Here is an 18,024-nt window from a genome sequence, read left to right on the forward strand (position 1 = left end):
TGTGGCTCAACCGGCGTAACTGTCGGTCATTTCTTGAGGTCTAAAGGACTAAGCCATGAGTCAAACCGCCGTCGTCATCGGCGCCACCGGAGTGGTGGGCCGGGCCCTGGTCGACCAACTGAGTCGTCAGCCCAATATCCAGCAGGTTCGCACCCTGACCCGACGCCCGGCCCCCCATTCCAGCCCCAAGGTGGACAACCGGGTGATCGATTTCGACCACCTCAGCCAGTACGCCGACCTGATGAAGGGGGATCTGCTGTTCTCCTGCCTGGGCACCACCAGAAAACAGGCGGGCTCCATCGACGCACAGCGAAAGGTGGATTACAGCTACCAATGGCGGGTGGCGGAACTGGCCGCAGAACAGGGGGTCGGTCATTACCTGCTGGTCTCCTCCAGCGGCGCCGACCCGAAATCCAAATCCCCCTACCTGAAGATGAAGGGAGAACTGGAGCAGCGGGTGCGCTCCCTGCCCTTTAACCGCATCAGCGTCTTCCAGCCCTCCCTGCTGCTGGGCCAGCGCAGCGATTTTCGGGCCGGGGAGGCGCTGGCGGCCCTGGTGATGCCCACCCTCTGCCTGCTGCCCGGACTGCGCCGATTCCGCCCGATACGGGGCGAGCAGGTGGCGGCCAAAATGGTGGCGGTCAGCCAGAGCCCCGGCCACCCCGTTGAGACCTTTCGCCTAGACGAGATATTTGATTATGAAGTTTGATGCCCCCTTGAAGCCCGCCACCCTGATCAAAAGGTACAAACGATTTTTGGCGGACGTGGAGCTGGCTGACGGCAGCGTCTTTACCCTGCACTGCGCCAATACCGGTGCCATGACAGGTTGTGCCACTCCGGGCGACACCGTCTGGTACAGCACCTCGGACAACCCCAAGCGCAAATACCCCTGCAGCTGGGAGCTCACCGAAACGGCCGCAGGCCACTTCATCGGCATCAATACCGCCAGCGCCAATACCCTGGCTCAGGAAGCGGTGGAGGGAGGACTGATCCCTGAGTTGACGGGATACGCCAGCTTGAGACGAGAGGTTCGCTACGGCGTGGAGAACAGCCGGATCGATCTGCTGTTGGAAGATGAACGTAAACCTTCTTGTTACATTGAGGTCAAAAGTTGCACCCTGTTGCATCAGGGCCGGGGCTACTTCCCCGATGCGGTGACCGCCCGGGGCCAGAAGCACCTGAGGGAGCTGATGGAGATGCTAGACCAAGGTCATAGAGCCGCCCTGTTGTTTTTGGTGCAACATACAGGCATAGCCCAGGTTTCCCCGGCAGATCATATTGATCCCGCCTACGCCAGGTTGTGCAGAGAAGCCGCCGACAGGGGTGTCGAATTTTACGCCGTGGGGACTGAGATCTCGCCCGATGGCATAACTGTGATGAAGCCACTGCCCGTGCTTCTCACCCTGTGACTAATGCTTGTCAGCGTTACTGAATGGTGTTATACGGGTAAAAAGGAACTGGAGCAGTACAGATTTTCAGACGCTGTTTGCTTTAGCAAAAGCGTTCTGCTATAGATACCGCCCACTTTTTCTGAGGAACGCCTCGCGCTTGGAAATGACAGGAGACGCGTGATGCCGGACGGCAAAGCGAAAAAGATCGGTGTACTTGCCTACGCCAATGTGGAACCTTACCGCGAAGAAGCTGGTGAGGAGTACATGAACGAGAAGCAGCTGGCGCACTTCAAAGCCATTCTTGAAGGTTGGCGCACCATGCTGCGTGAAGAGGTAGACCGCACGCTGAACCACATGCAGGATGAAGCCGCCAACTTCCCTGACCCTGTGGACCGCGCCGCCCAGGAAGAGGAGTTCAGCCTCGAACTTCGCACCCGGGACCGTGAGCGTAAGTTGATCAAGAAGATCGAGAAGACCCTCATCAAGGTTCAGGAAGATGACTTCGGCTTCTGTGAATCCTGCGGTGTCGAGATCGGCATCCGTCGACTGGAGGCGCGTCCCACCGCTGACCTCTGCATCGACTGTAAGACACTAGCCGAAATCAAAGAGAAACAGATGGCTGGCTAAGCCGACAGATGAAACGGGAGCTCAGGCTCCCGTTTTCCATTCCAGAGCACCATGACAGACTATATCGGGCGCTTCGCCCCCTCCCCCTCCGGCCCCCTTCACTTTGGCTCCCTGGTTGCTGCCCTGGGCAGCTGGTTGCGTGCCCGCAGCCAGAACGGCCAATGGTTGCTGCGCATGGAGGACATCGATCCCCCCCGGGAAATGGCGGGCGCCGCCGACGACATACTGCGCACCCTGGAACGCTTCTCCCTGACCTGGGATGGCGACGTGCTCTACCAGAGCCAGCGTCATCAGGCGTATGATGCCGCGCTGACCTGGCTGCAGCAGCAGGGACTGGCCTACTACTGCAACTGCCCCCGCAAGCGCATCAAGGCTCTGGGCGGCGTCTATGACGGCCACTGCCGGGACCGCGTTCTCGATGGTCAGGACTGCGCCATCCGCCTGGTCAATGACCGGGGCGTCGCCCGTTTCGTCGATGGCTTGCTGGGCCCCATAGTCACCGACGCCAGCTTTGCCGAGGAGGATTTCATCATCCACCGCCGTGACGGCCTCTACGCCTACCAGTTGGCAGTGGTGGTGGACGACGCCTTTCAGGGGATCACCGAGGTGGTGCGGGGCAATGACCTGCTGGAAACCACGGTTCGCCAGCAGACCCTGCAGCAGGCTCTGGGGCTACCCATTCCGGCTTACCTGCACCTGCCTCTGGCGGTGTGGTCCGACGGAAACAAACTCTCAAAGCAGAATCATGCGCCCCCCATAGGCGAGACCGCACCGGAGCTGGCACTGAGCCGGGCCCTGGCGTTTCTGGGGCTGACGCCGCCGCCGGAGTTGTGGCAAGCGCCCTGCCCCACACAACTGGCCTGGGCTGTGAGCTGCTTTGAGCTCTCCTCTCTGCCGAGGGAGAGGAAGATCCTGTTACAGGAAAGCTGACGCCGGCCACCATACCCACAATAGAGCTGCGGCTTATCATTTCGGCAGCGATGGGGTATCATGGCGCGCCGATAATACCTTCAACCCTTACAGCCTGAAATTCAGTCGAGGTGTACCATTCTTAAGCGTCTGACCAAACTGGCAAAAAAACTTGTTAGTCGGGAACAAGAGATCCAGTTAGAACCCGAGCTGCAGATCTACCCCAGAAAAACCCATGGGGTATCACGCTCAGACATCAGCGAAAACGCCCTGAAGGTGCTCTACAGGCTGCATAAGGCGGGGTATGACGCCTACCTGGTGGGTGGCGGTGTCCGCGACCTGCTGCTGCGTCACCAGCCCAAAGATTTCGATGTGGCCACCAACGCCACCCCGGAGCAGGTTCGTCGCCTGTTCCGCAACTGCCGACTCGTGGGCCGCCGGTTCCGCCTGGCCCACATCCTCTTCGGTCGTGACGTCATCGAGGTGGCCACCCTGCGCGGTCACCACGAGGAGGAGAGCAAGCACGCCAAGAAGGACGACAGCGGCCGCCTGCTGCGCGACAACGTCTACGGCTCCATCGATGAAGATGCCGAGCGCCGTGACTTTACCGTCAACGGTCTCTACTACGACATCAGCGATTTCAGCATCCGTGACTACTTCGGTGGCATGGAAGATCTCAAAGCCCGCCGCCTGAAACTGATTGGCGATCCGGTAAAACGCTACAGCGAGGATCCTGTGCGCATGCTTCGCGCGGTGCGCTTTGCCACCAAGCTGGAGTTCGACCTGGACCCCAGTGTAGAGAAGCCGATCCACAAGATGGCTCACCTGCTGAGCGACATCCCGGCCGCCCGCCTGTTCGAGGAAACCCTCAAGCTGTTCATGTCCGGCAAAGGCCTAGAGAACTTCCGCATGATGCGTGAGTTTGACCTGTTTGCCCCGCTGTTCCCCATGCAGGACAAGATGATGAACGGTGAAGAGGGCGACAAGGTGGTGAGCCTGGTGGAGGCGGTGCTGCGCAACACCGACGACCGGGTCAACGCCGACAAGCCGGTGACTCCAGCCTTCCTGTATGCGGCCATGCTCTGGTACCCCATGCAATCCATGATGGCCAAGCGCACCAGCAAGGGCGTGAGCCACTACGACGCCATGATGGCCGCCTGCGGTGAGGTGGTCAGCGCCCAGAGCAAGACCATCTCCATGCCACGACGCTTCTCCAGTCCGGCCCAGGAGATCTGGCAGATGCAGTCCCGCCTGGAGAAACGCGCCGGCGCCCGCGCCTTCCGAGCCTTCGAACACCCCCGCTTCCGCGCCGCCTATGACTTCCTGGTGCTGCGTGGCGAGGCCGAGGGCGGCGATGTGGCCGAACTGGCCCGCTGGTGGACCAAATTTGTGGAGTCCGACGATCAGGCCCGCCGCCTGATGGTGCGCAACCTGGGCTCAGAGGGTGGCCAGCGCCGCCGTCGCCGTCCACGCCGGCGCAAGCCCGCAGGCCAAAGCAAGCCGGACGCCTGATGATCACCCGCGCCATTGTCGCCCTGGGCAGCAACCTGGGCGACTCCCCAACCATCCTGGCAGAGGCACTGCAGGCGATTCACCGCCTGCCAGCCACCCAGGTGGTGCGCGCCTCCTCCCTCTACACCAGTCCCCCCATGGCGGGGATGCAACAACCGGATTACTGCAACGCCGTGGCGGCCATCGACACCGAACTGGCCCCCCTGGCACTGCTGGACGCCCTGCAGGCCATCGAACTGGCCCAGGGGCGAGAAAGGCACGAGCGCTGGGGCGCCCGTACCCTGGACCTGGATCTGATCGGTTTCGGCGATCAGTGCATCGACAGCGAACGGCTGACCGTCCCCCATTATGGTGTGGCGGAGCGGGCCTTCGTGCTGCTGCCCCTGTTTGAGATCGATCCCGGCTACCAGTTTGCCGACGGCCGTCAGCTGACCACACTGCTGGTCGCCTGTCCCCCCCAGACCCTTTACAGAAAACCGGATTCTCTCCTGTTTTCAAGCGGTGACAGCCCGGCTTAAGAGCCTTCTCATTTGCAAGCCGGCCGTCATTAGAATATAAACTCCGATCCAACATCGAGCATTTGATGAGCAATCTGATGAAAGCGATCACCACTGCCACCCTCAAAAAGTGGAAGCAAGAGGGGAAAAAATTTGCTTCCTTGACCGCCTACGACGCCAGCTTTGCGGCGACGTTTGAATCCCAGGGCGTACCCGTCATGCTGGTGGGCGACAGCCTGGGCATGGTTCTGCAGGGACACAAAGACACCCTGCCGGTCACCGTGGAGCAGATCGCCTATCACACCCGTTGTGTCCATGCCGGCGCCCAGAAAGCGCTGATCATCGCCGACATGCCCTTTATGAGTTACGCCACCAAAGAGCAAGCCTTCGAGAGTGCCGCCGCCCTGATGCAGGCCGGTGCCCAGATGGTAAAACTCGAGGGCGGCGAGTGGCTGCTGGACACTGTCCGGGGCCTGACCGAACGGGGCATTCCTGTGTGTGCCCACCTGGGCCTGACCCCGCAGTCGGTGCACCAGTTTGGGGGCTTCAAGGTCCAGGGCCGCGACAGTGAGCAGGCCCGCCAGATCCTGGAACAGGCCCAAGGCCTGGAAGCCGCCGGCGCCAGCCTGCTGGTACTGGAGTGCATCCCCAGCACCCTGGCCCGCCACATCACCGAAAACCTCAGCATCCCGGTCATCGGCATCGGTGCGGGCCCGGATACCGACGCCCAGATCCTGGTGATGCATGACGTCCTGGGGATCACCAGCGGGTACATTCCCAAGTTCTCCAAGAACTACATCAAGGAGCACGGCACCATTCAGGCGGCGGCCGCAGCCTTTGTCCGTGAGGTGGAGGAGGGGATCTTCCCTGCCAAGGAACACGGCTTCGAGTAAGGAGAAACCATGCAAACCATCAGTGACATCCATCGGCTGCATCAGCAGCTGAAGCAGTGGCGAAGCCAGGGGCAGACCATCGCCTTCGTGCCCACCATGGGCAACCTGCACAGTGGTCACCTTTTGCTCGTGAAAGAAGCCAAGCAGCGTGCGGACCGTGTGGTGGTCAGCATCTTCGTCAACCCGATGCAGTTCGGGGCCGGGGAAGATCTGGACGCCTACCCACGCACCCTGGAACAGGATCAGGCCTCCCTGGTGGACCTGGGCGCCGATCTGCTGTTCACCCCCACACCGGATCTGCTCTACCCCAAGGGGCTGGAGAACCAGACCTTTGTGGAGGTGCCCGGCATCTCCATGCTCTACTGCGGTGAAAGCCGTCCCGGTCACTTCCGGGGGGTTGCCACCGTGGTGTGCAAACTGTTCAACCTGGTGCAGCCGGACCTGGCTCTCTTTGGTATGAAGGATTATCAGCAGTTGGCTGTCATCCGCACCATGGTACGAGATCTCAATATGCCCATTGAGATCCTGGGCATCGAAACCGTTCGTGACAACGACGGACTGGCCCTGAGCTCCCGCAACGGCTACCTGAGCGCCGACGAGCGCCAACTGGCCCCGGAGCTGAAACGTACCCTGGACTGGATGGCTGAAAAACTGAAAGAAAAGAATGATCTTCGTGCACTGGAACAGCAGGCGGCCGAGCGTCTGAACAGTGCCGGATTCAGCACCGATTACATCCATATCTGCCACGCCCACAGCCTGGAAAAGGCCGGTTCCGACGACAGGGAACTGGTGATTCTGGCAGCCGCCCAACTGGGCCGGGCGCGGCTCATCGACAACCTGCGGGTGGATCTGGCCGACTGATTTGGCTATAGTGCTCAGGTTAAAAAGGTGTAACAACCTGACTCAAAAGCCCAGCGACGCTAGGGGAACAGGCTTTCCCGGGCGTCGTTGTGCCACTTGAGCTGGCCGACGAGCCATCGCCCGAGAGGCGAAGTAGACGGTTCGCCCTCAGGGGCTGGATCTTACCCAGAAGTAATTAGGGAATAACTAGATGCAACGTATCATGTTGAAGGGGAAGCTGCACCAGGCTCGCGTTACCCACGCGGAGCTGGAGTATGAAGGCTCCTGCGCCATTGATCAGGATCTGTTGGACGCCGCCGGCATTCTCGAGTACGAGAAGATTGAGATTTACAACATCGACAACGGTGAGCGGTTCAGCACTTACGCCATCAGTGGCGAGCGTGGCTCCAAGATCATCTCCGTAAACGGCGCTGCCGCCCACAAGGCGAAGCCCCAGGATCGGGTGATCATCTGTGCCTACGTGGTCATGGACGATGAGGAAGCGAAAGCGCACAAGCCTCAGCTGGTTTACCTGAACCAGGACAACGACATCAAGGGTACTGCCAACGTCATTCCGACCCAGGCAGCCTGATCCACAGGATCATACCTTGTCAGGAAAGCGTCGCCTCGTGCGGCGCTTTTTTGTGGGCTTCTGCCAGGAGATTTGAGCGAAGCCATGGGTTGAGGCATCAGGCAGCGGCCACTCAGTTGACGACAGGCGCAGCGCTCCTGCGTCGAAGCCGGACGACGCACGGTGGGTTTGCGGAAGCAGTGCTCCCCAGGTGTCTCAGCGACCTAGAGCACCGCCAACCAGAGGATCGCCCCTTCCGAGGCCATCACCAGGCTCATACCGACACCAATCACCAACCACTTCTGCTGCACTCTGCTCATTACGCTGCTCCTTCGGGTAACCGCTCCAATACAGGAGGGGATTGCGAAAGCCATGCCAGAACTGTGTCTATGTAAAATCATAGACTTAAACAGAGTGATAACAAGTGCAACGGACTGATATTAGTGAATAAGGCTAACTTTTAGCGGGATTCGCAGGCAGCAGCAAACTCTGCTGCCAGGGCAGAGAAAACTCTTTCAAGTCTGCCCTCAATTGGTGAAGGGGCTGTCCGCTGAGTCGATACTTACGCTCGAAGGGAGTCAGATCCTCACCATCGAACTCCAGGCTATTCACTGTCGCGTCGATGCCGGCGATGGCCAGGGCCTGGGCAAACTCCTGCAGGTAGAGAGGCCAATTGGATCGCATCTCCAGTTTGCCCCCCAACATCAGCAGGTAGGGAAACACCGCCGCCCCATGCCAGCGACGCTGCAGGTGAGCGGACTTGGGCCAGGGATTGGGGTAGAGCAGGTAGTGATGGCTCAGGCGCCAGTTATCCGCCACCGCCAGCCGCCAGAAGTCATTCAGGTCTACACGGGCCAGCAGGTAGTTATCCGCCTCCTGACGATACCCTTCATGCTTGCCCAGACGGTGGGCGGACTTATCCATGCCGATCACCACCGCCTCCGGGTGGCGCCTGGCCAGGTTGGCGGTGCTCTCCCCTACCCCGCAGCAGGAGTCGAAGATCAGCGGCCGGCCATCGGCACGCACCCACTGCCGTATCCGGTAAAAGGTCTCAAGGGTGGCGTCGTGGAACGGCTTCTGGAAGGGCCTGGCCAGGTGCTTGTGCACCAGGGAGTCCAGGCGGTCATGAACACCGGTCTGGTTGGAGACGATGATGCGGGAGTTGGCGTCGTGCATAGCAGGTTCCGAAACAGGCTATAAGGGCAGCGGCCAGGCCGCTGCCATCGGGGATCAGTGGCGCAGGCCGGTGCCCTTGTTGATCAGGTGATAGGCGACAGCGAAGAACAGGGCCACGAAGGTGAGGATCACCGCAAACGCGCTGCCCAGGCCGATGTCGCTGCTTCCCAGGAAGCCGTAACGGAAGGCGTTGATCATGTAGACGATGGGGTTGAGCTTGGAGACCCCCTGCCAAAACTCCGGCAGCATGCTGATGGAGTAGAACACCCCGCCCAGGTAGGTCAGCGGCGTCAGCACGAAGGTGGGGATGATGCTGATGTCATCGAAGCTGTTGGCGAAGATGGCGTTGAGCAATCCTGCCAGGGAGAAGAGCACCGAGGAGAGTAGCACCACGGAGACCAGCACCCAGGGGTTGTGCACCTGAATGTCCACAAACAACAGGGCCACTGCGGTGACAATCGCCCCGACAATCAGCCCCCGGGTCACGCCGCCGCCGACGTAGCCAAGAATGATCAGCACATTGGGCACAGGGGCCACCAGCAGCTCCTCGATGTTGCGCTGGAACTTGGCGCTGTAGAAGGAGCTGGCCACATTGGAGTAGGAGTTGGTGATCACCGCCATCATGATCAGGCCGGGCATGATGAACTCCATGTAGCTGAAGCCCCCCATCTGGCCGATGCGGCTGCCCACCAGATTACCGAAGATCAGGAAGTAGAGGGTCATGGTGATCGCCGGCGGCACCAGAGTCTGCACCCAGATGCGGGTAAAGCGGTTGATCTCCTTGCGCAGCAGGCTGCTGAACGCGATGTAATAGGGGTGACTCACGCCTGGGTCTCCTTACGGCCATTTTCCACCAGGGAGACAAACAGCTCCTCCAGCCGGTTGGCCCGGTTTCTCATGGACAACACTTCAATCTTCTGTTCGGTCAGCTTGGCAAACACCGCATTGAGCCCATCCTCCTTGGCCACATCCACCTCCAGGGTGTGATCGTCCAGGCGACGGTGGGAAAACGGCGCCAGGTCGGCCTGGGGGCTGCCCGGGGCCAGATCCAGGATAAAGGTCTCCACACTGAGCTTGGCCAGCAACGCCTTCATGGAGGTGCACTCCACCAATTCACCCTTGTCGATGATGCCGATGTTGCGACACAGCATCTCCGCCTCTTCCAGGTAGTGGGTGGTGAGGATGATGGTCACCCCCTGGCCGTTGATGCGGCGCAAAAACTCCCACATGGAGCGGCGGATCTCGATGTCCACCCCGGCGGTGGGCTCATCCAGGATCAGCAGCTTGGGATGGTGCATCAGCGCCCGGGCGATCATCAGTCGGCGCTTCATCCCCCCGGAGAGGTTACGGGCCGGCGTATCACGCTTGTCCCACAGCTCCAGCTGATCCAGGTACTCCTTGGCCCGCTCCTCGGCCAGGGCACGGGGCACGCCGTAGTAACCCGCCTGATTGATGACAATCTGCTTCACCGTCTCGAACTGATTGAAGTTGAACTCCTGAGGCACCAGGCCGATGTGGCGCTTGGCCGCTTCCAGTTCACTGTCCAGCGGATGACCGAACACCTTCACCGAGCCGGAGCTCGTGTTCACCAGGGAGCTGATGATGCCGATGGTGGTGGACTTGCCGGCACCGTTGGGGCCGAGCAGGGCAAAAAAGTCCCCCGCCTCCACGGACAGGTCGATCCCCTTCAGGGCGTTCACCCCACCGGGATAGGTCTTCTTCAGGTCGGTAATTTCGAGTGCGGGCACGCGCGAGGTCATGATTGGCTCCAAGCTGATAAGGCGGCCATTATACCCCCGCTACCAAAAGATAAAAGCGATTACGCAGTGCGGCTTTGTCGGTAAAACTCACCGGCGGATGAGGCGGGAAACACAAAGGGCGCCCCGAGGCGCCCTTGCTGTCAATCGCGGTCCGGGATCACTCCTCGGAGGGGATCACCTTGGCGATGTAGGGCAGCTGGCGGTAGGCCTCGGCGTAATCCAGACCATAGCCCACCACGAACTCGTCGGGGATGGCCACACCCACGTACTTCACCTCCACGTCGACGACACGGCGGCTTGGCTTGTCCAGGAAGGAGGCGATGGCCAGGGAGGCGGGCTCACGGGAGTTCAGCAGTGCCAGCACCTTGGACAGGGTGCGACCGGTGTCGATGATGTCTTCCACCACCAGCACGTGACGATTCTTGATGGAGCGGGCCAGATCCATGACGATCTTCACGTCGCCACTGGACTCGGTGCCCTCGCCGTAGGAGGAAGCGGTCATGAAGTCCAGGTGAACATTGCCGTCCAGGCGGCGCACCAGATCCGACATCACGATGACGGAGCCTTTCAGCAGGCCCACCACCAGCAGGGAGTCCACACCGGCGTAGTCACGGTTGATCTGCTCGGCCATCTTATCCAGGGCTTGGTTGATCTCCGCCTCGGAGATCATCACTTCCAGGGTATGTTTCATAATTATTCTCTGTTTGGTTCTGTAGGGGTGCCATAGCCCCAGCGGGGCAACAGCTGATGTTCAATATCCAGATGATCCAGAATCCTTGCCACCATAAAGTCCACCAGATCCTCGATGGACTTGGGCTGATTATAGAAACCCGGGGCCGCCGGCATGATGGTGGCCCCAAGCTGACTCAGCTTGAGCATGTGTTCCAGGTGAATGGCGTGGAACGGCGTTTCACGGGGCACCAGAATCAGCTGGCCCCGCTCTTTCAGTACCACGTCTGCGGCCCGCTCGATGAGGTTGTTGCTCATGCCGGTGGCCACTGCGGCCAGGGTTCCGGTAGAGCAGGGGCAGATAACCATTTGCCGGGGAGCGGCGGATCCGGACGCCACCGGTGAAAACCACTCCTCCTTGCCAAACACCTGCAACTGCTCTTCGCTGACGCCGAAATGGGCCCGGAGCAGGTCACCACAGGCTTTGGGGTTACCCGGCAAGGCAAACTTCTGCTCCTCAACGAACACCACCCGGGCGGCCGCGGAGATCATCACAAATACCTTGCGGCCGGATTGTAGCAAACACTCCAGCAACCGCAGCCCGTAGGGCGCGCCGGAGGCGCCGGTAAAAGCCAAAGTGATAGTTTGATCACATTTTTTCATTACAGCGCCTCCAGTGCGCTCAGCAACTTGCCGTGGATGCCGCCAAAACCGCCATTACTCATCACCACTATGGTGTCTCCCGCCCGGACATCTTCCATCAGTGTAGCCACCAGGGCGTCAACACTGGGACTGAGGGTAACCGGTACCGGCGCCTGCTTCATCGCCGCGGCCATGTCCCACTCAAGCCCGTCCGGCTGCAGCAGGAAGGCTTCATCGGCGTCCTTGAGGGCGTCCGCCAGAGTATCCTGGTGCACCCCGGCCTTCATGGTGTTGGAGCGGGGCTCGAGCACCGCCAGCACCCGACCATAGCCCACCTTGGCGCGCATTCCCGCCAGGCTGGTGGCCACGGCCGTAGGGTGATGGGCAAAATCGTCATACACCCGAACGCCATTGGCCTCTCCCTTGAGCTCCATGCGCCGCTTGGGCCCCTGGAACCGACCCAGGGATGCGATGCCGTCGGCGGGGCGCACCCCGACGTGGCGGGCAGCCGCCAGGGCCCCCAGGGCGTTACTGATGTTGTGATCGCCAATGAGATCCCAATTCACCTCCCCCTGAAGCTCTCCGTCCAGCCACACCTGAAAGCGGCTGCCGTCGTCGGTGAGCATCACCGCCTTCCAGCCAGCTTCGCCCACAACAACCTGTTCGCTCCAGCAGCCCATCTGGATCACCTGGGCCAGATTGGCATCCTGCTGAGGCCAGATCACCTGGCCACTGCCGGGTACGGTGCGCATCAGGTGATGGAACTGACGCTGAATGTCCGCCACAGAGCCGAAGATGTCGGCGTGGTCGAACTCCAGGTTGTTCATCACCAGGGTGCGGGGGCGGTAATGGACAAACTTGGAGCGTTTGTCGAAAAACGCGGTGTCGTATTCGTCCGCTTCCACCACGAAGAAGGGGGTGTCACCCAGGCGGGCGGAAACGCCGAACTCCCGTGGCACACCGCCAATCAGAAACCCCGGGGCCAGATCATTGTCCTCCAGCAGCCAGGCCAGCATGGAGGCGGTGGTGGTTTTGCCATGGGTCCCGGCCACCGCCAGCACCCAGCGCTCGGGCAGGATGAACTCCGACAGGAACTGAGGGCCACTGGTGTACCTCAGCCCTCTGTCCAGCACCGCTTCCACGCAGGGGTTGCCCCGGCTCATGGCATTGCCGATCACCACGATGTCTGGCTGGGGCTCCAGTTGCTCCGGCTCAAAGCCTTGAATCAGCTCGATCCCCTGCTCTTCGAGCTGAGTGCTCATGGGTGGATAGACGTTGGCGTCACTGCCGGTGACGGTGTGGCCGAGACTGCGGGCCAGCAGGGCGATGCCGCCCATGAAGGTGCCGCAGATCCCCAGAATATGAACGTGCATGGTGAGATCCCGATATCAAACTGGCGTCAGTGTACCTTCTGCGCCTCCATGGCGGCAAAAACAATCAGTTATGGCCACCAAGATGCAAAAACATCAAAACGTCTAGACGTCTAGATTGACAGAATTGGGGAGATCCGACACAATGCGGCCATTGCCCACTCGACATGGGGTGTCGAGTTCACGCCGCAGACCAGGATGGCCGCAGGTTGCAAGAGATAAGAGAAAGCATGAGTCAGTCCCAAACCCTTACCGCCACCCAGCCCCAGAGCAGCTCCGTCGTTGCCCTGCTGCCGCTGTTGCTGTTCCTGGCCACCTTCGTGGGTGCCGGCCTGTATCACCAGAGCCAGGGGGCAGACTTCGCCTTCTACCAGCTCTCCCCGGTGATCGCCATCCTGCCCGCCATCGTCCTGGCCTTTGCCCTGGCTCGTCAGGCCATCGACAAGAGCCTGGATCAGTTCATTGCCGGCATTGCCGACAACAACATCATCGCCATGTGCCTGATCTACCTGCTGGCCGGCGCCTTTGCCTCCGTAGCCAAGGCCACCGGTGGTGTGGACGCCACCGTGGCCCTGGGCCTGACCCTGATCCCCGCCTCCCTGCTGCTGCCCGGCTTCTTCCTGATTGCCGGTTTCATCGCCACCTCCATGGGAACCTCCATGGGCACCATCGGCGCCCTGGCGCCCGTGGCCTATGGCATCGCTCAGCAGGCAGGCATCGATCCTGCCCTGATGGCCGGTGCGGTGATCTCCGGTGCCATGTTTGGTGACAACCTCTCCATCATCTCCGACACCACCATCGCCGCCACCCGTACCCAGGGGTGTGAGATGAAGGACAAGTTCCGTGAGAACATCCGCGTTTCCGCGCCTGCCGCCGCCATCACCTTCGTGCTGTTCCTGGTACTGGGTTCCGGCCAAAGCGCCGTAGAAGCAGGCAGCTATGACCTGATCAAGGTCCTGCCCTACCTGACCATCCTGGTGCTGGCAGTAGCTGGTGTGAACGTATTCCTGGTGCTGCCCGCCGGCATCCTGCTGGCCGGCGTCAGCGCCATCGCAGGCAGTGACTACAGCGCCATGCAACTGGGTAAGGATGTGTACGCCGGCTTTACCGGCATGCAGGAGATCTTCCTGCTCTCCATGCTGGTAGGAGGCCTGGCGGCTCTGATGAAGCAGCAGGGTGGCCTCAACTGGCTGGCCAACAACGCCGCCGCCGCCATCGCCCGCTTCAGCAAGAAGGAGCAGTCTCCCCGCGCCGCCGAGCTGGGCATGGCAGGAATCGTCTCCGCCACCAACCTGTGCACCGCCAACAACACGGTCTCCATCATCATCACCGGCTCCGTGGCCAAGGATCTGGCCGAGCGCCACGGGGTGCGCAAGCGTCGTGCCGCTTCCATGCTGGACATCTTCTCCTGCATCACCCAGGGCCTGATCCCCTGGGGTGCCCAGGCGCTGCTGACCGGCGCCACCTTCAAGCTCTCCCCTCTGGTGGTGGTGTCCAACGCCTGGTACTGCCTGGTGTTGGCTGCGGTGGCCGTTGTCATGGTGAGCCTGCGCAAGGCATAATAACCCCTTCAGTTACCTGTTAAAAAAGCCGGGGCACTGCCCCGGCTTTTTCGATCTGCAACAGCGGGAGAGATCTGTGAACCCCACCAACCACGGCCTGAAACGCTTCGGCATCGCCATGGCCCTGTACCTGACTGCCTTCTTCGTCGCCTTCGCCCCCTATGTCTTCGTTCAGACTCCCGAGGAGGTGGCCAATATGATGGGTGGCGCCGGCGGCTGGGCAATGATTGCCGCCCTGGTGGTGGCGATGATCGGTTTTCTGGTGAACCTGATGGGCATTGGCAGCAGCCTCAACGCCCTGCGTAAGGGCGCGGGTAGCAGCGGCGTGTTCTCCCTGCTGGCCAACCTGCTGCCCGTGGTGCTGATTGGGCTGATCCTCTACAGCAACCGCATGCTGATGTTCTAAGGATGGACAGCACAACACTGGCGCTGCTTTATGGTTTTACCGGGCTGATGGCGATTGTCGCGCCCTATCTGCTGATGGTGTTCCTGTTTGCCGGCCCCTGGTGGACACCGATTATTGGCCTCGCCCTGTTTGTGGGCATTCTGACCTTTCTGCCACCACCGGTGGCCCTGGTCTCCTGCTACCTGGCCGCCGCCGGCATCGTCCTGACTCTGGGGTGGCGCTGGTGGAAGAAACGCCGCCAGGCCGAACAGCAGCGATAAAAAAACCGCCTTTCGGCGGTTTTTTTTGCTCCTCATCCGTTACAAACGGCGGTTGAGGAAATCCTCGATGGTGGCCATCAGATGCAGGCCGACACTCTTGCCGCGCATAGAGTGTTTGGAGCCAGGGTAATCCTTGGACTCATACAGCTTACCGGCGTCCTGCAGCACCTTATACAGCTGAGTGGAGTTCTGGTAGAGCACGTTGTCGTCCGCCATGCCGTGATAGACAAACAGCTGGCCCTTGAGATCCTTGGCATAGGGGAACACCGCCGACACCTGATAACCTTCGGCGTTTTCCGCCGGGTGGGCCAGGTAACGCTCGGTGTAATGGGTGTCGTACAAACCCCAGTCGGTCACCGGCGCCCCGGAGACACCAGCGGCAAAATAGTCTCCCGCCTTGAACAGCCCCATCAGCGCCATGTAGCCGCCGTAGCTGTGGCCGTAGATGGCCAGGCGATCCCCATCCACCCACTCCAGGGTACGCAGGAACTTGGCGCCGGTGATCTGATCCTCGACCTCCACCTTACCCAGGTGACGGTAGATCTGACTTTCAAACTCGTGGCCACGGGCGGTAGAGCCGCGGTTGTCCAGTTGGAACACCCCGTACCCCTGCTGCACCAGATACTGGGTGAAGTAGTCGTGGCGGCTCCAGGCGTCCTTCACCGTTTGCGCACCCGGCCCGCCGTAGACCCGCACCACCACAGGGTAGCGCTTGCCCGGCTCCACCTGGGGCTTGAACAGACGGTAGTGCAGGGTCATACCATTGTCCGCCTTGAGGGTGCCATACTCGGGCTGAGTCCAGTCACCCCAGTAGCTGGCCAGTGGGTGGCCTTTGTCGATGGCGTTCTCCTCAATCCAGGTTAGCTGCTCGCCGTTGGCCTTGTGCAGGCTCAACTGAGGGGGCTGACGGTTGGAGGAGAAGTGATCCAGGTAGACGCTGCCATCTTTGCTGAACACGGTTGCGTGGAAGCCCTGACGCTGGCTGAGCTTCTCCACCTTGCCCCCTTCCAGGGAGACCCGGTAGAGATGGCGCTGGGTGGGGGTGTCCTTACGACCGCTGAAATAGACCCAGCCACCGGCTTCATCCACCGCTTCCAGGGCGTCCACCGCCCAGTCGCCGTCGGTGAGCTGGCGTACCAGCTTGCCGCTGGCATCCATCAGGTAGAGGTGGCGGAAACCGCTGCGCTCTGAGCTCCAGATGAAGCCCGGGCGCTGCTTGAGGAAATGCAGATCATCGGCCAGATTCACCCAGCTGTCGCTGGTCTCGGTCAGCAGCAGGCTGCGCTTGTTGGACTCCGGCAGCCATTGCCACAGCTGCAGGGTCTGCTGATCCCGGCTCTGCCACTGCCAGGTCAGGGCCTGGCTGTCGGCGCGCCAGTTGACTCTGGGCAGATAGCCGCCCTTGTCTTCGGCTCCTGGCGCCCAGGTCAGCTTGCCATCACCCAGGCTGACTACACCCACACGCACCTTGGCGTTGTCTTTACCTGCGTAGGGGTAGCGCTGCTCGGTAAGCTTGATGCCGTCGGCGTAGATCTCGTTGCGGATCACCAGCTCCACCGGGGATTCATCCACCTGCAACAGGGCGATGGCGTGCTCATCAGGCGCCCACCAGTAGCCGCTCATCCGGTCCATCTCCTCCTGGGCGACAAACTCGGACATGCCATGCTTGATGGACCCCTCACCACCCGTGGTCAGGCGCCGCTCTTCGCCGCTGGCGAGATCGATGACATAAAGGTCCTGATCGCGAATGAAGGAGACATAGTTGCCCTTAGGCGAGAAGCGGGCGTCGGTCTCAAACGCCTCGGTGCGGGTCAGTTGACGGGGTTTGTCCCCGTCCAGGCGGTACAGCCACAGGTCGCCCCCGATGGGGAACAGCAACGCCTTGCCCTGAGTGTCCCAGTCATACTCAAGCAGTCCCTTGCCATAGATGCGCTGGCGCTCCCGGCGAGCCTTCTCCTCTTCGGACAGCTCCCCCTCTTCAAACAGGGTGGAGTCCAGCAGACGGCTGCGCTGACCGCTCTTGAGGCTGTACTGCCAGAGGTCAAAGCGCTCGATGTCATCTTCTCGGGGGGCGAGCCAGGTGACTCGCTGGCCATCAGGAGAGAGGGCGGGTTTAAAGGGCTGGGATCCGGCCAACGCCGGCTCGCTGACAATGCGTTCCAGAGTCAGCGGTTGGGCCTGAGCCAGGGCGGACACCAGGGTCAGCCCGGCCAGAATCAGTGGTTTCATGGTCTGTCGTCCTGCAGAGTCGAATGGCAGGATTGTCCACAAAACCGGAGGGAATCACAAACCGGCTCCCCCGAGGCGTTACCTTGGATTGCCGGTTTTTATCGTCAGATATCAGGCTTCTTCCGCCTCTTCCTGCTTGTTCTCCAGCAGCTTCGGCCCATCTTTGACCCGGGTGCCGATAAACTGACCACCGTTAAAGATTTCGATTTTATCTGTAACAATTTCCCCTTCGACGGTACCTGTGGCGCTGATGGTCAGACGCTGGCATTGCACTTTGCCATCAACGCGCCCCTCCACCTGCAGCTGATCTGAGACGACGCGGCCACGGATCTCACCCTGGCTTTCAACGACGACCAGGCCCGTCGCGGTCAACTCACCTTCGATGCGGCCGTCGACAACGCAGTCCCCTTCAATGTGGAGGCTGCCCTCCAAACGGCTGGATTGGGCGAAATAGGTCAGGCCAGAACGGCTTTTCTTATTGGCTTTCCCAAACACGATGGCATACCCCTAATCTAATAATTGTGTCTTTCATCAGCGGTGCTCAATCACCCTGCTTTCCATCCCTAGGCGACCTGTTATAAACAAAACTGTTACCCGCCTCAAGCGAATAAAATTCACACAGTTCGTTTTTTTCGGTCAGATCGCGCTGTCTCACCATCTTAAGCGGCGTTTAACGCTGCATCTCATCACATTTTTCGCTATCATTGCCG

General features: G+C 60.7%; 20 protein-coding genes. 12 read left to right on the forward strand and 8 right to left on the reverse strand.

Features of this window, described 5'->3' with window-relative positions:
• Window positions 1-55: 55 nt before the first annotated feature.
• The 9 genes from QUE41_RS17980 (at window position 56) to panD (ending at window position 7,261) form a co-directional block, all read left to right on the forward strand.
• Window positions 56-709, forward strand: a complete 654-nt coding sequence (locus QUE41_RS17980; RefSeq protein ID WP_286340354.1) for an NAD(P)H-binding protein — start codon at window positions 56-58, stop codon at window positions 707-709.
• Complete coding sequence (sfsA, locus tag QUE41_RS17985) at window positions 699-1,409, forward strand: DNA/RNA nuclease SfsA (protein ID WP_286340355.1); 711 nt, start codon at window positions 699-701, stop codon at window positions 1,407-1,409. Before QUE41_RS17980 ends, sfsA begins: the two co-directional genes overlap by 11 nt.
• Window positions 1,410-1,571: 162 nt before the next feature.
• The gene (gene dksA, locus QUE41_RS17990) at window positions 1,572-2,018 is read left to right on the forward strand and encodes an RNA polymerase-binding protein DksA (protein ID WP_286340356.1); all 447 of its coding nucleotides are present in this window, start codon (window positions 1,572-1,574) and stop codon (window positions 2,016-2,018) included.
• Between the two features lie 51 nt (window positions 2,019-2,069).
• Entirely contained in the window at window positions 2,070-2,948 is an 879-nt protein-coding gene (gene gluQRS / locus QUE41_RS17995; RefSeq protein WP_286340357.1) for a tRNA glutamyl-Q(34) synthetase GluQRS, read from the forward strand.
• Window positions 2,949-3,203: 255 nt separating this feature from the next.
• Window positions 3,204-4,439, forward strand: a complete 1,236-nt coding sequence (gene pcnB / locus QUE41_RS18000; protein ID WP_502875908.1) for a polynucleotide adenylyltransferase PcnB — start codon at window positions 3,204-3,206, stop codon at window positions 4,437-4,439.
• Window positions 4,439-4,957 (forward strand): 2-amino-4-hydroxy-6-hydroxymethyldihydropteridine diphosphokinase, encoded by a 519-nt coding sequence (folK, locus tag QUE41_RS18005; protein WP_353506859.1) that lies wholly within the window; start codon window positions 4,439-4,441, stop codon window positions 4,955-4,957. The genes pcnB and folK overlap by 1 nt, the downstream gene beginning before the upstream one ends.
• A gap of 77 nt (window positions 4,958-5,034) precedes the next feature.
• Window positions 5,035-5,829, forward strand: coding sequence for a 3-methyl-2-oxobutanoate hydroxymethyltransferase (panB, locus tag QUE41_RS18010; RefSeq protein ID WP_286342969.1), 795 nt, complete (start codon window positions 5,035-5,037; stop codon window positions 5,827-5,829).
• Between the two features lie 9 nt (window positions 5,830-5,838).
• On the forward strand, window positions 5,839-6,690 hold the full coding sequence (panC, locus tag QUE41_RS18015; RefSeq protein WP_286340358.1) for a pantoate--beta-alanine ligase: 852 nt from the start codon (window positions 5,839-5,841) through the stop codon (window positions 6,688-6,690).
• Between the two features lie 190 nt (window positions 6,691-6,880).
• Window positions 6,881-7,261 carry an aspartate 1-decarboxylase gene (panD, locus tag QUE41_RS18020; protein WP_028111008.1) on the forward strand — a complete coding sequence of 127 codons (381 nt, stop codon included), beginning with the start codon at window positions 6,881-6,883 and terminating at the stop codon, window positions 7,259-7,261.
• A 432-nt stretch (window positions 7,262-7,693) separates the two neighbouring features.
• Here the strand turns inward: panD and trmB are convergent, their stop codons facing one another.
• The 6 genes from trmB to mpl form a co-directional block, all read right to left on the reverse strand.
• A complete protein-coding gene (gene trmB, locus QUE41_RS18025; protein ID WP_286340359.1) occupies window positions 7,694-8,416 on the reverse strand; it encodes a tRNA (guanine(46)-N(7))-methyltransferase TrmB in 723 nt (240 codons plus the stop codon).
• 54 nt (window positions 8,417-8,470) lie between these two features.
• On the reverse strand, window positions 8,471-9,241 hold the full coding sequence (locus tag QUE41_RS18030; RefSeq protein WP_286340360.1) for an ABC transporter permease: 771 nt from the start codon (window positions 9,239-9,241) through the stop codon (window positions 8,471-8,473).
• Window positions 9,238-10,164, reverse strand: coding sequence for an ABC transporter ATP-binding protein (locus QUE41_RS18035; protein ID WP_286342970.1), 927 nt, complete (start codon window positions 10,162-10,164; stop codon window positions 9,238-9,240). The genes QUE41_RS18030 and QUE41_RS18035 overlap by 4 nt, the downstream gene beginning before the upstream one ends.
• Window positions 10,165-10,333: 169 nt before the next feature.
• On the reverse strand, window positions 10,334-10,867 hold the full coding sequence (gene hpt, locus QUE41_RS18040) for a hypoxanthine phosphoribosyltransferase (RefSeq protein ID WP_028111011.1): 534 nt from the start codon (window positions 10,865-10,867) through the stop codon (window positions 10,334-10,336).
• A 2-nt stretch (window positions 10,868-10,869) separates the two neighbouring features.
• The gene (locus tag QUE41_RS18045) at window positions 10,870-11,508 is read right to left on the reverse strand and encodes a flavin prenyltransferase UbiX (RefSeq protein WP_028111012.1); all 639 of its coding nucleotides are present in this window, start codon (window positions 11,506-11,508) and stop codon (window positions 10,870-10,872) included.
• Entirely contained in the window at window positions 11,508-12,860 is a 1,353-nt protein-coding gene (mpl, locus tag QUE41_RS18050; protein ID WP_286340361.1) for a UDP-N-acetylmuramate:L-alanyl-gamma-D-glutamyl-meso-diaminopimelate ligase, read from the reverse strand. Before mpl ends, QUE41_RS18045 begins: the two co-directional genes overlap by 1 nt.
• 227 nt (window positions 12,861-13,087) lie before the next feature.
• Between mpl and QUE41_RS18055 the strand changes: the two genes are divergently transcribed.
• From QUE41_RS18055 to QUE41_RS18065, 3 genes are all read left to right on the forward strand, one after another.
• Window positions 13,088-14,419 carry a Na+/H+ antiporter NhaC family protein gene (locus QUE41_RS18055; protein WP_286340362.1) on the forward strand — a complete coding sequence of 444 codons (1,332 nt, stop codon included), beginning with the start codon at window positions 13,088-13,090 and terminating at the stop codon, window positions 14,417-14,419.
• Window positions 14,420-14,495: 76 nt separating this feature from the next.
• Window positions 14,496-14,825, forward strand: a complete 330-nt coding sequence (locus QUE41_RS18060; RefSeq protein ID WP_286340363.1) for a hypothetical protein — start codon at window positions 14,496-14,498, stop codon at window positions 14,823-14,825.
• Window positions 14,826-14,827: 2 nt separating this feature from the next.
• Window positions 14,828-15,085, forward strand: coding sequence for a hypothetical protein (locus tag QUE41_RS18065; protein ID WP_286340364.1), 258 nt, complete (start codon window positions 14,828-14,830; stop codon window positions 15,083-15,085).
• 39 nt (window positions 15,086-15,124) lie between these two features.
• On the opposite strand, the gene QUE41_RS18070 is transcribed toward QUE41_RS18065, so the two are convergent.
• Entirely contained in the window at window positions 15,125-17,314 is a 2,190-nt protein-coding gene (locus QUE41_RS18070) for a S9 family peptidase (protein ID WP_286340365.1), read from the reverse strand.
• Window positions 17,315-17,425: 111 nt separating this feature from the next.
• Window positions 17,426-17,809 carry a bactofilin family protein gene (locus QUE41_RS18075; protein WP_286340366.1) on the reverse strand — a complete coding sequence of 128 codons (384 nt, stop codon included), beginning with the start codon at window positions 17,807-17,809 and terminating at the stop codon, window positions 17,426-17,428.
• Window positions 17,810-18,024: the final 215 nt, after the last annotated feature.

The organism is Ferrimonas sp. YFM (assembly GCF_030296015.1).
GTDB lineage: Bacteria > Pseudomonadota > Gammaproteobacteria > Enterobacterales > Shewanellaceae > Ferrimonas.

Coding starts and splice junctions, on each gene's coding strand:
- QUE41_RS17980 (WP_286340354.1), top strand. CDS start 56: ATGAGTCAAACCGCCGTCGTCATCGGCGCCACCGGAGTGGTGGGCCGG.
- sfsA (WP_286340355.1), top strand. CDS start 699: ATGAAGTTTGATGCCCCCTTGAAGCCCGCCACCCTGATCAAAAGGTAC.
- dksA (WP_286340356.1), top strand. CDS start 1,572: ATGCCGGACGGCAAAGCGAAAAAGATCGGTGTACTTGCCTACGCCAAT.
- gluQRS (WP_286340357.1), top strand. CDS start 2,070: ATGACAGACTATATCGGGCGCTTCGCCCCCTCCCCCTCCGGCCCCCTT.
- folK (WP_353506859.1), top strand. CDS start 4,439: ATGATCACCCGCGCCATTGTCGCCCTGGGCAGCAACCTGGGCGACTCC.
- panB (WP_286342969.1), top strand. CDS start 5,035: ATGAAAGCGATCACCACTGCCACCCTCAAAAAGTGGAAGCAAGAGGGG.
- panC (WP_286340358.1), top strand. CDS start 5,839: ATGCAAACCATCAGTGACATCCATCGGCTGCATCAGCAGCTGAAGCAG.
- panD (WP_028111008.1), top strand. CDS start 6,881: ATGCAACGTATCATGTTGAAGGGGAAGCTGCACCAGGCTCGCGTTACC.
- trmB (WP_286340359.1), bottom strand. CDS start 8,416: ATGCACGACGCCAACTCCCGCATCATCGTCTCCAACCAGACCGGTGTT.
- hpt (WP_028111011.1), bottom strand. CDS start 10,867: ATGAAACATACCCTGGAAGTGATGATCTCCGAGGCGGAGATCAACCAA.
- QUE41_RS18045 (WP_028111012.1), bottom strand. CDS start 11,508: ATGAAAAAATGTGATCAAACTATCACTTTGGCTTTTACCGGCGCCTCC.
- mpl (WP_286340361.1), bottom strand. CDS start 12,860: ATGCACGTTCATATTCTGGGGATCTGCGGCACCTTCATGGGCGGCATC.
- QUE41_RS18055 (WP_286340362.1), top strand. CDS start 13,088: ATGAGTCAGTCCCAAACCCTTACCGCCACCCAGCCCCAGAGCAGCTCC.
- QUE41_RS18065 (WP_286340364.1), top strand. CDS start 14,828: ATGGACAGCACAACACTGGCGCTGCTTTATGGTTTTACCGGGCTGATG.
- QUE41_RS18070 (WP_286340365.1), bottom strand. CDS start 17,314: ATGAAACCACTGATTCTGGCCGGGCTGACCCTGGTGTCCGCCCTGGCT.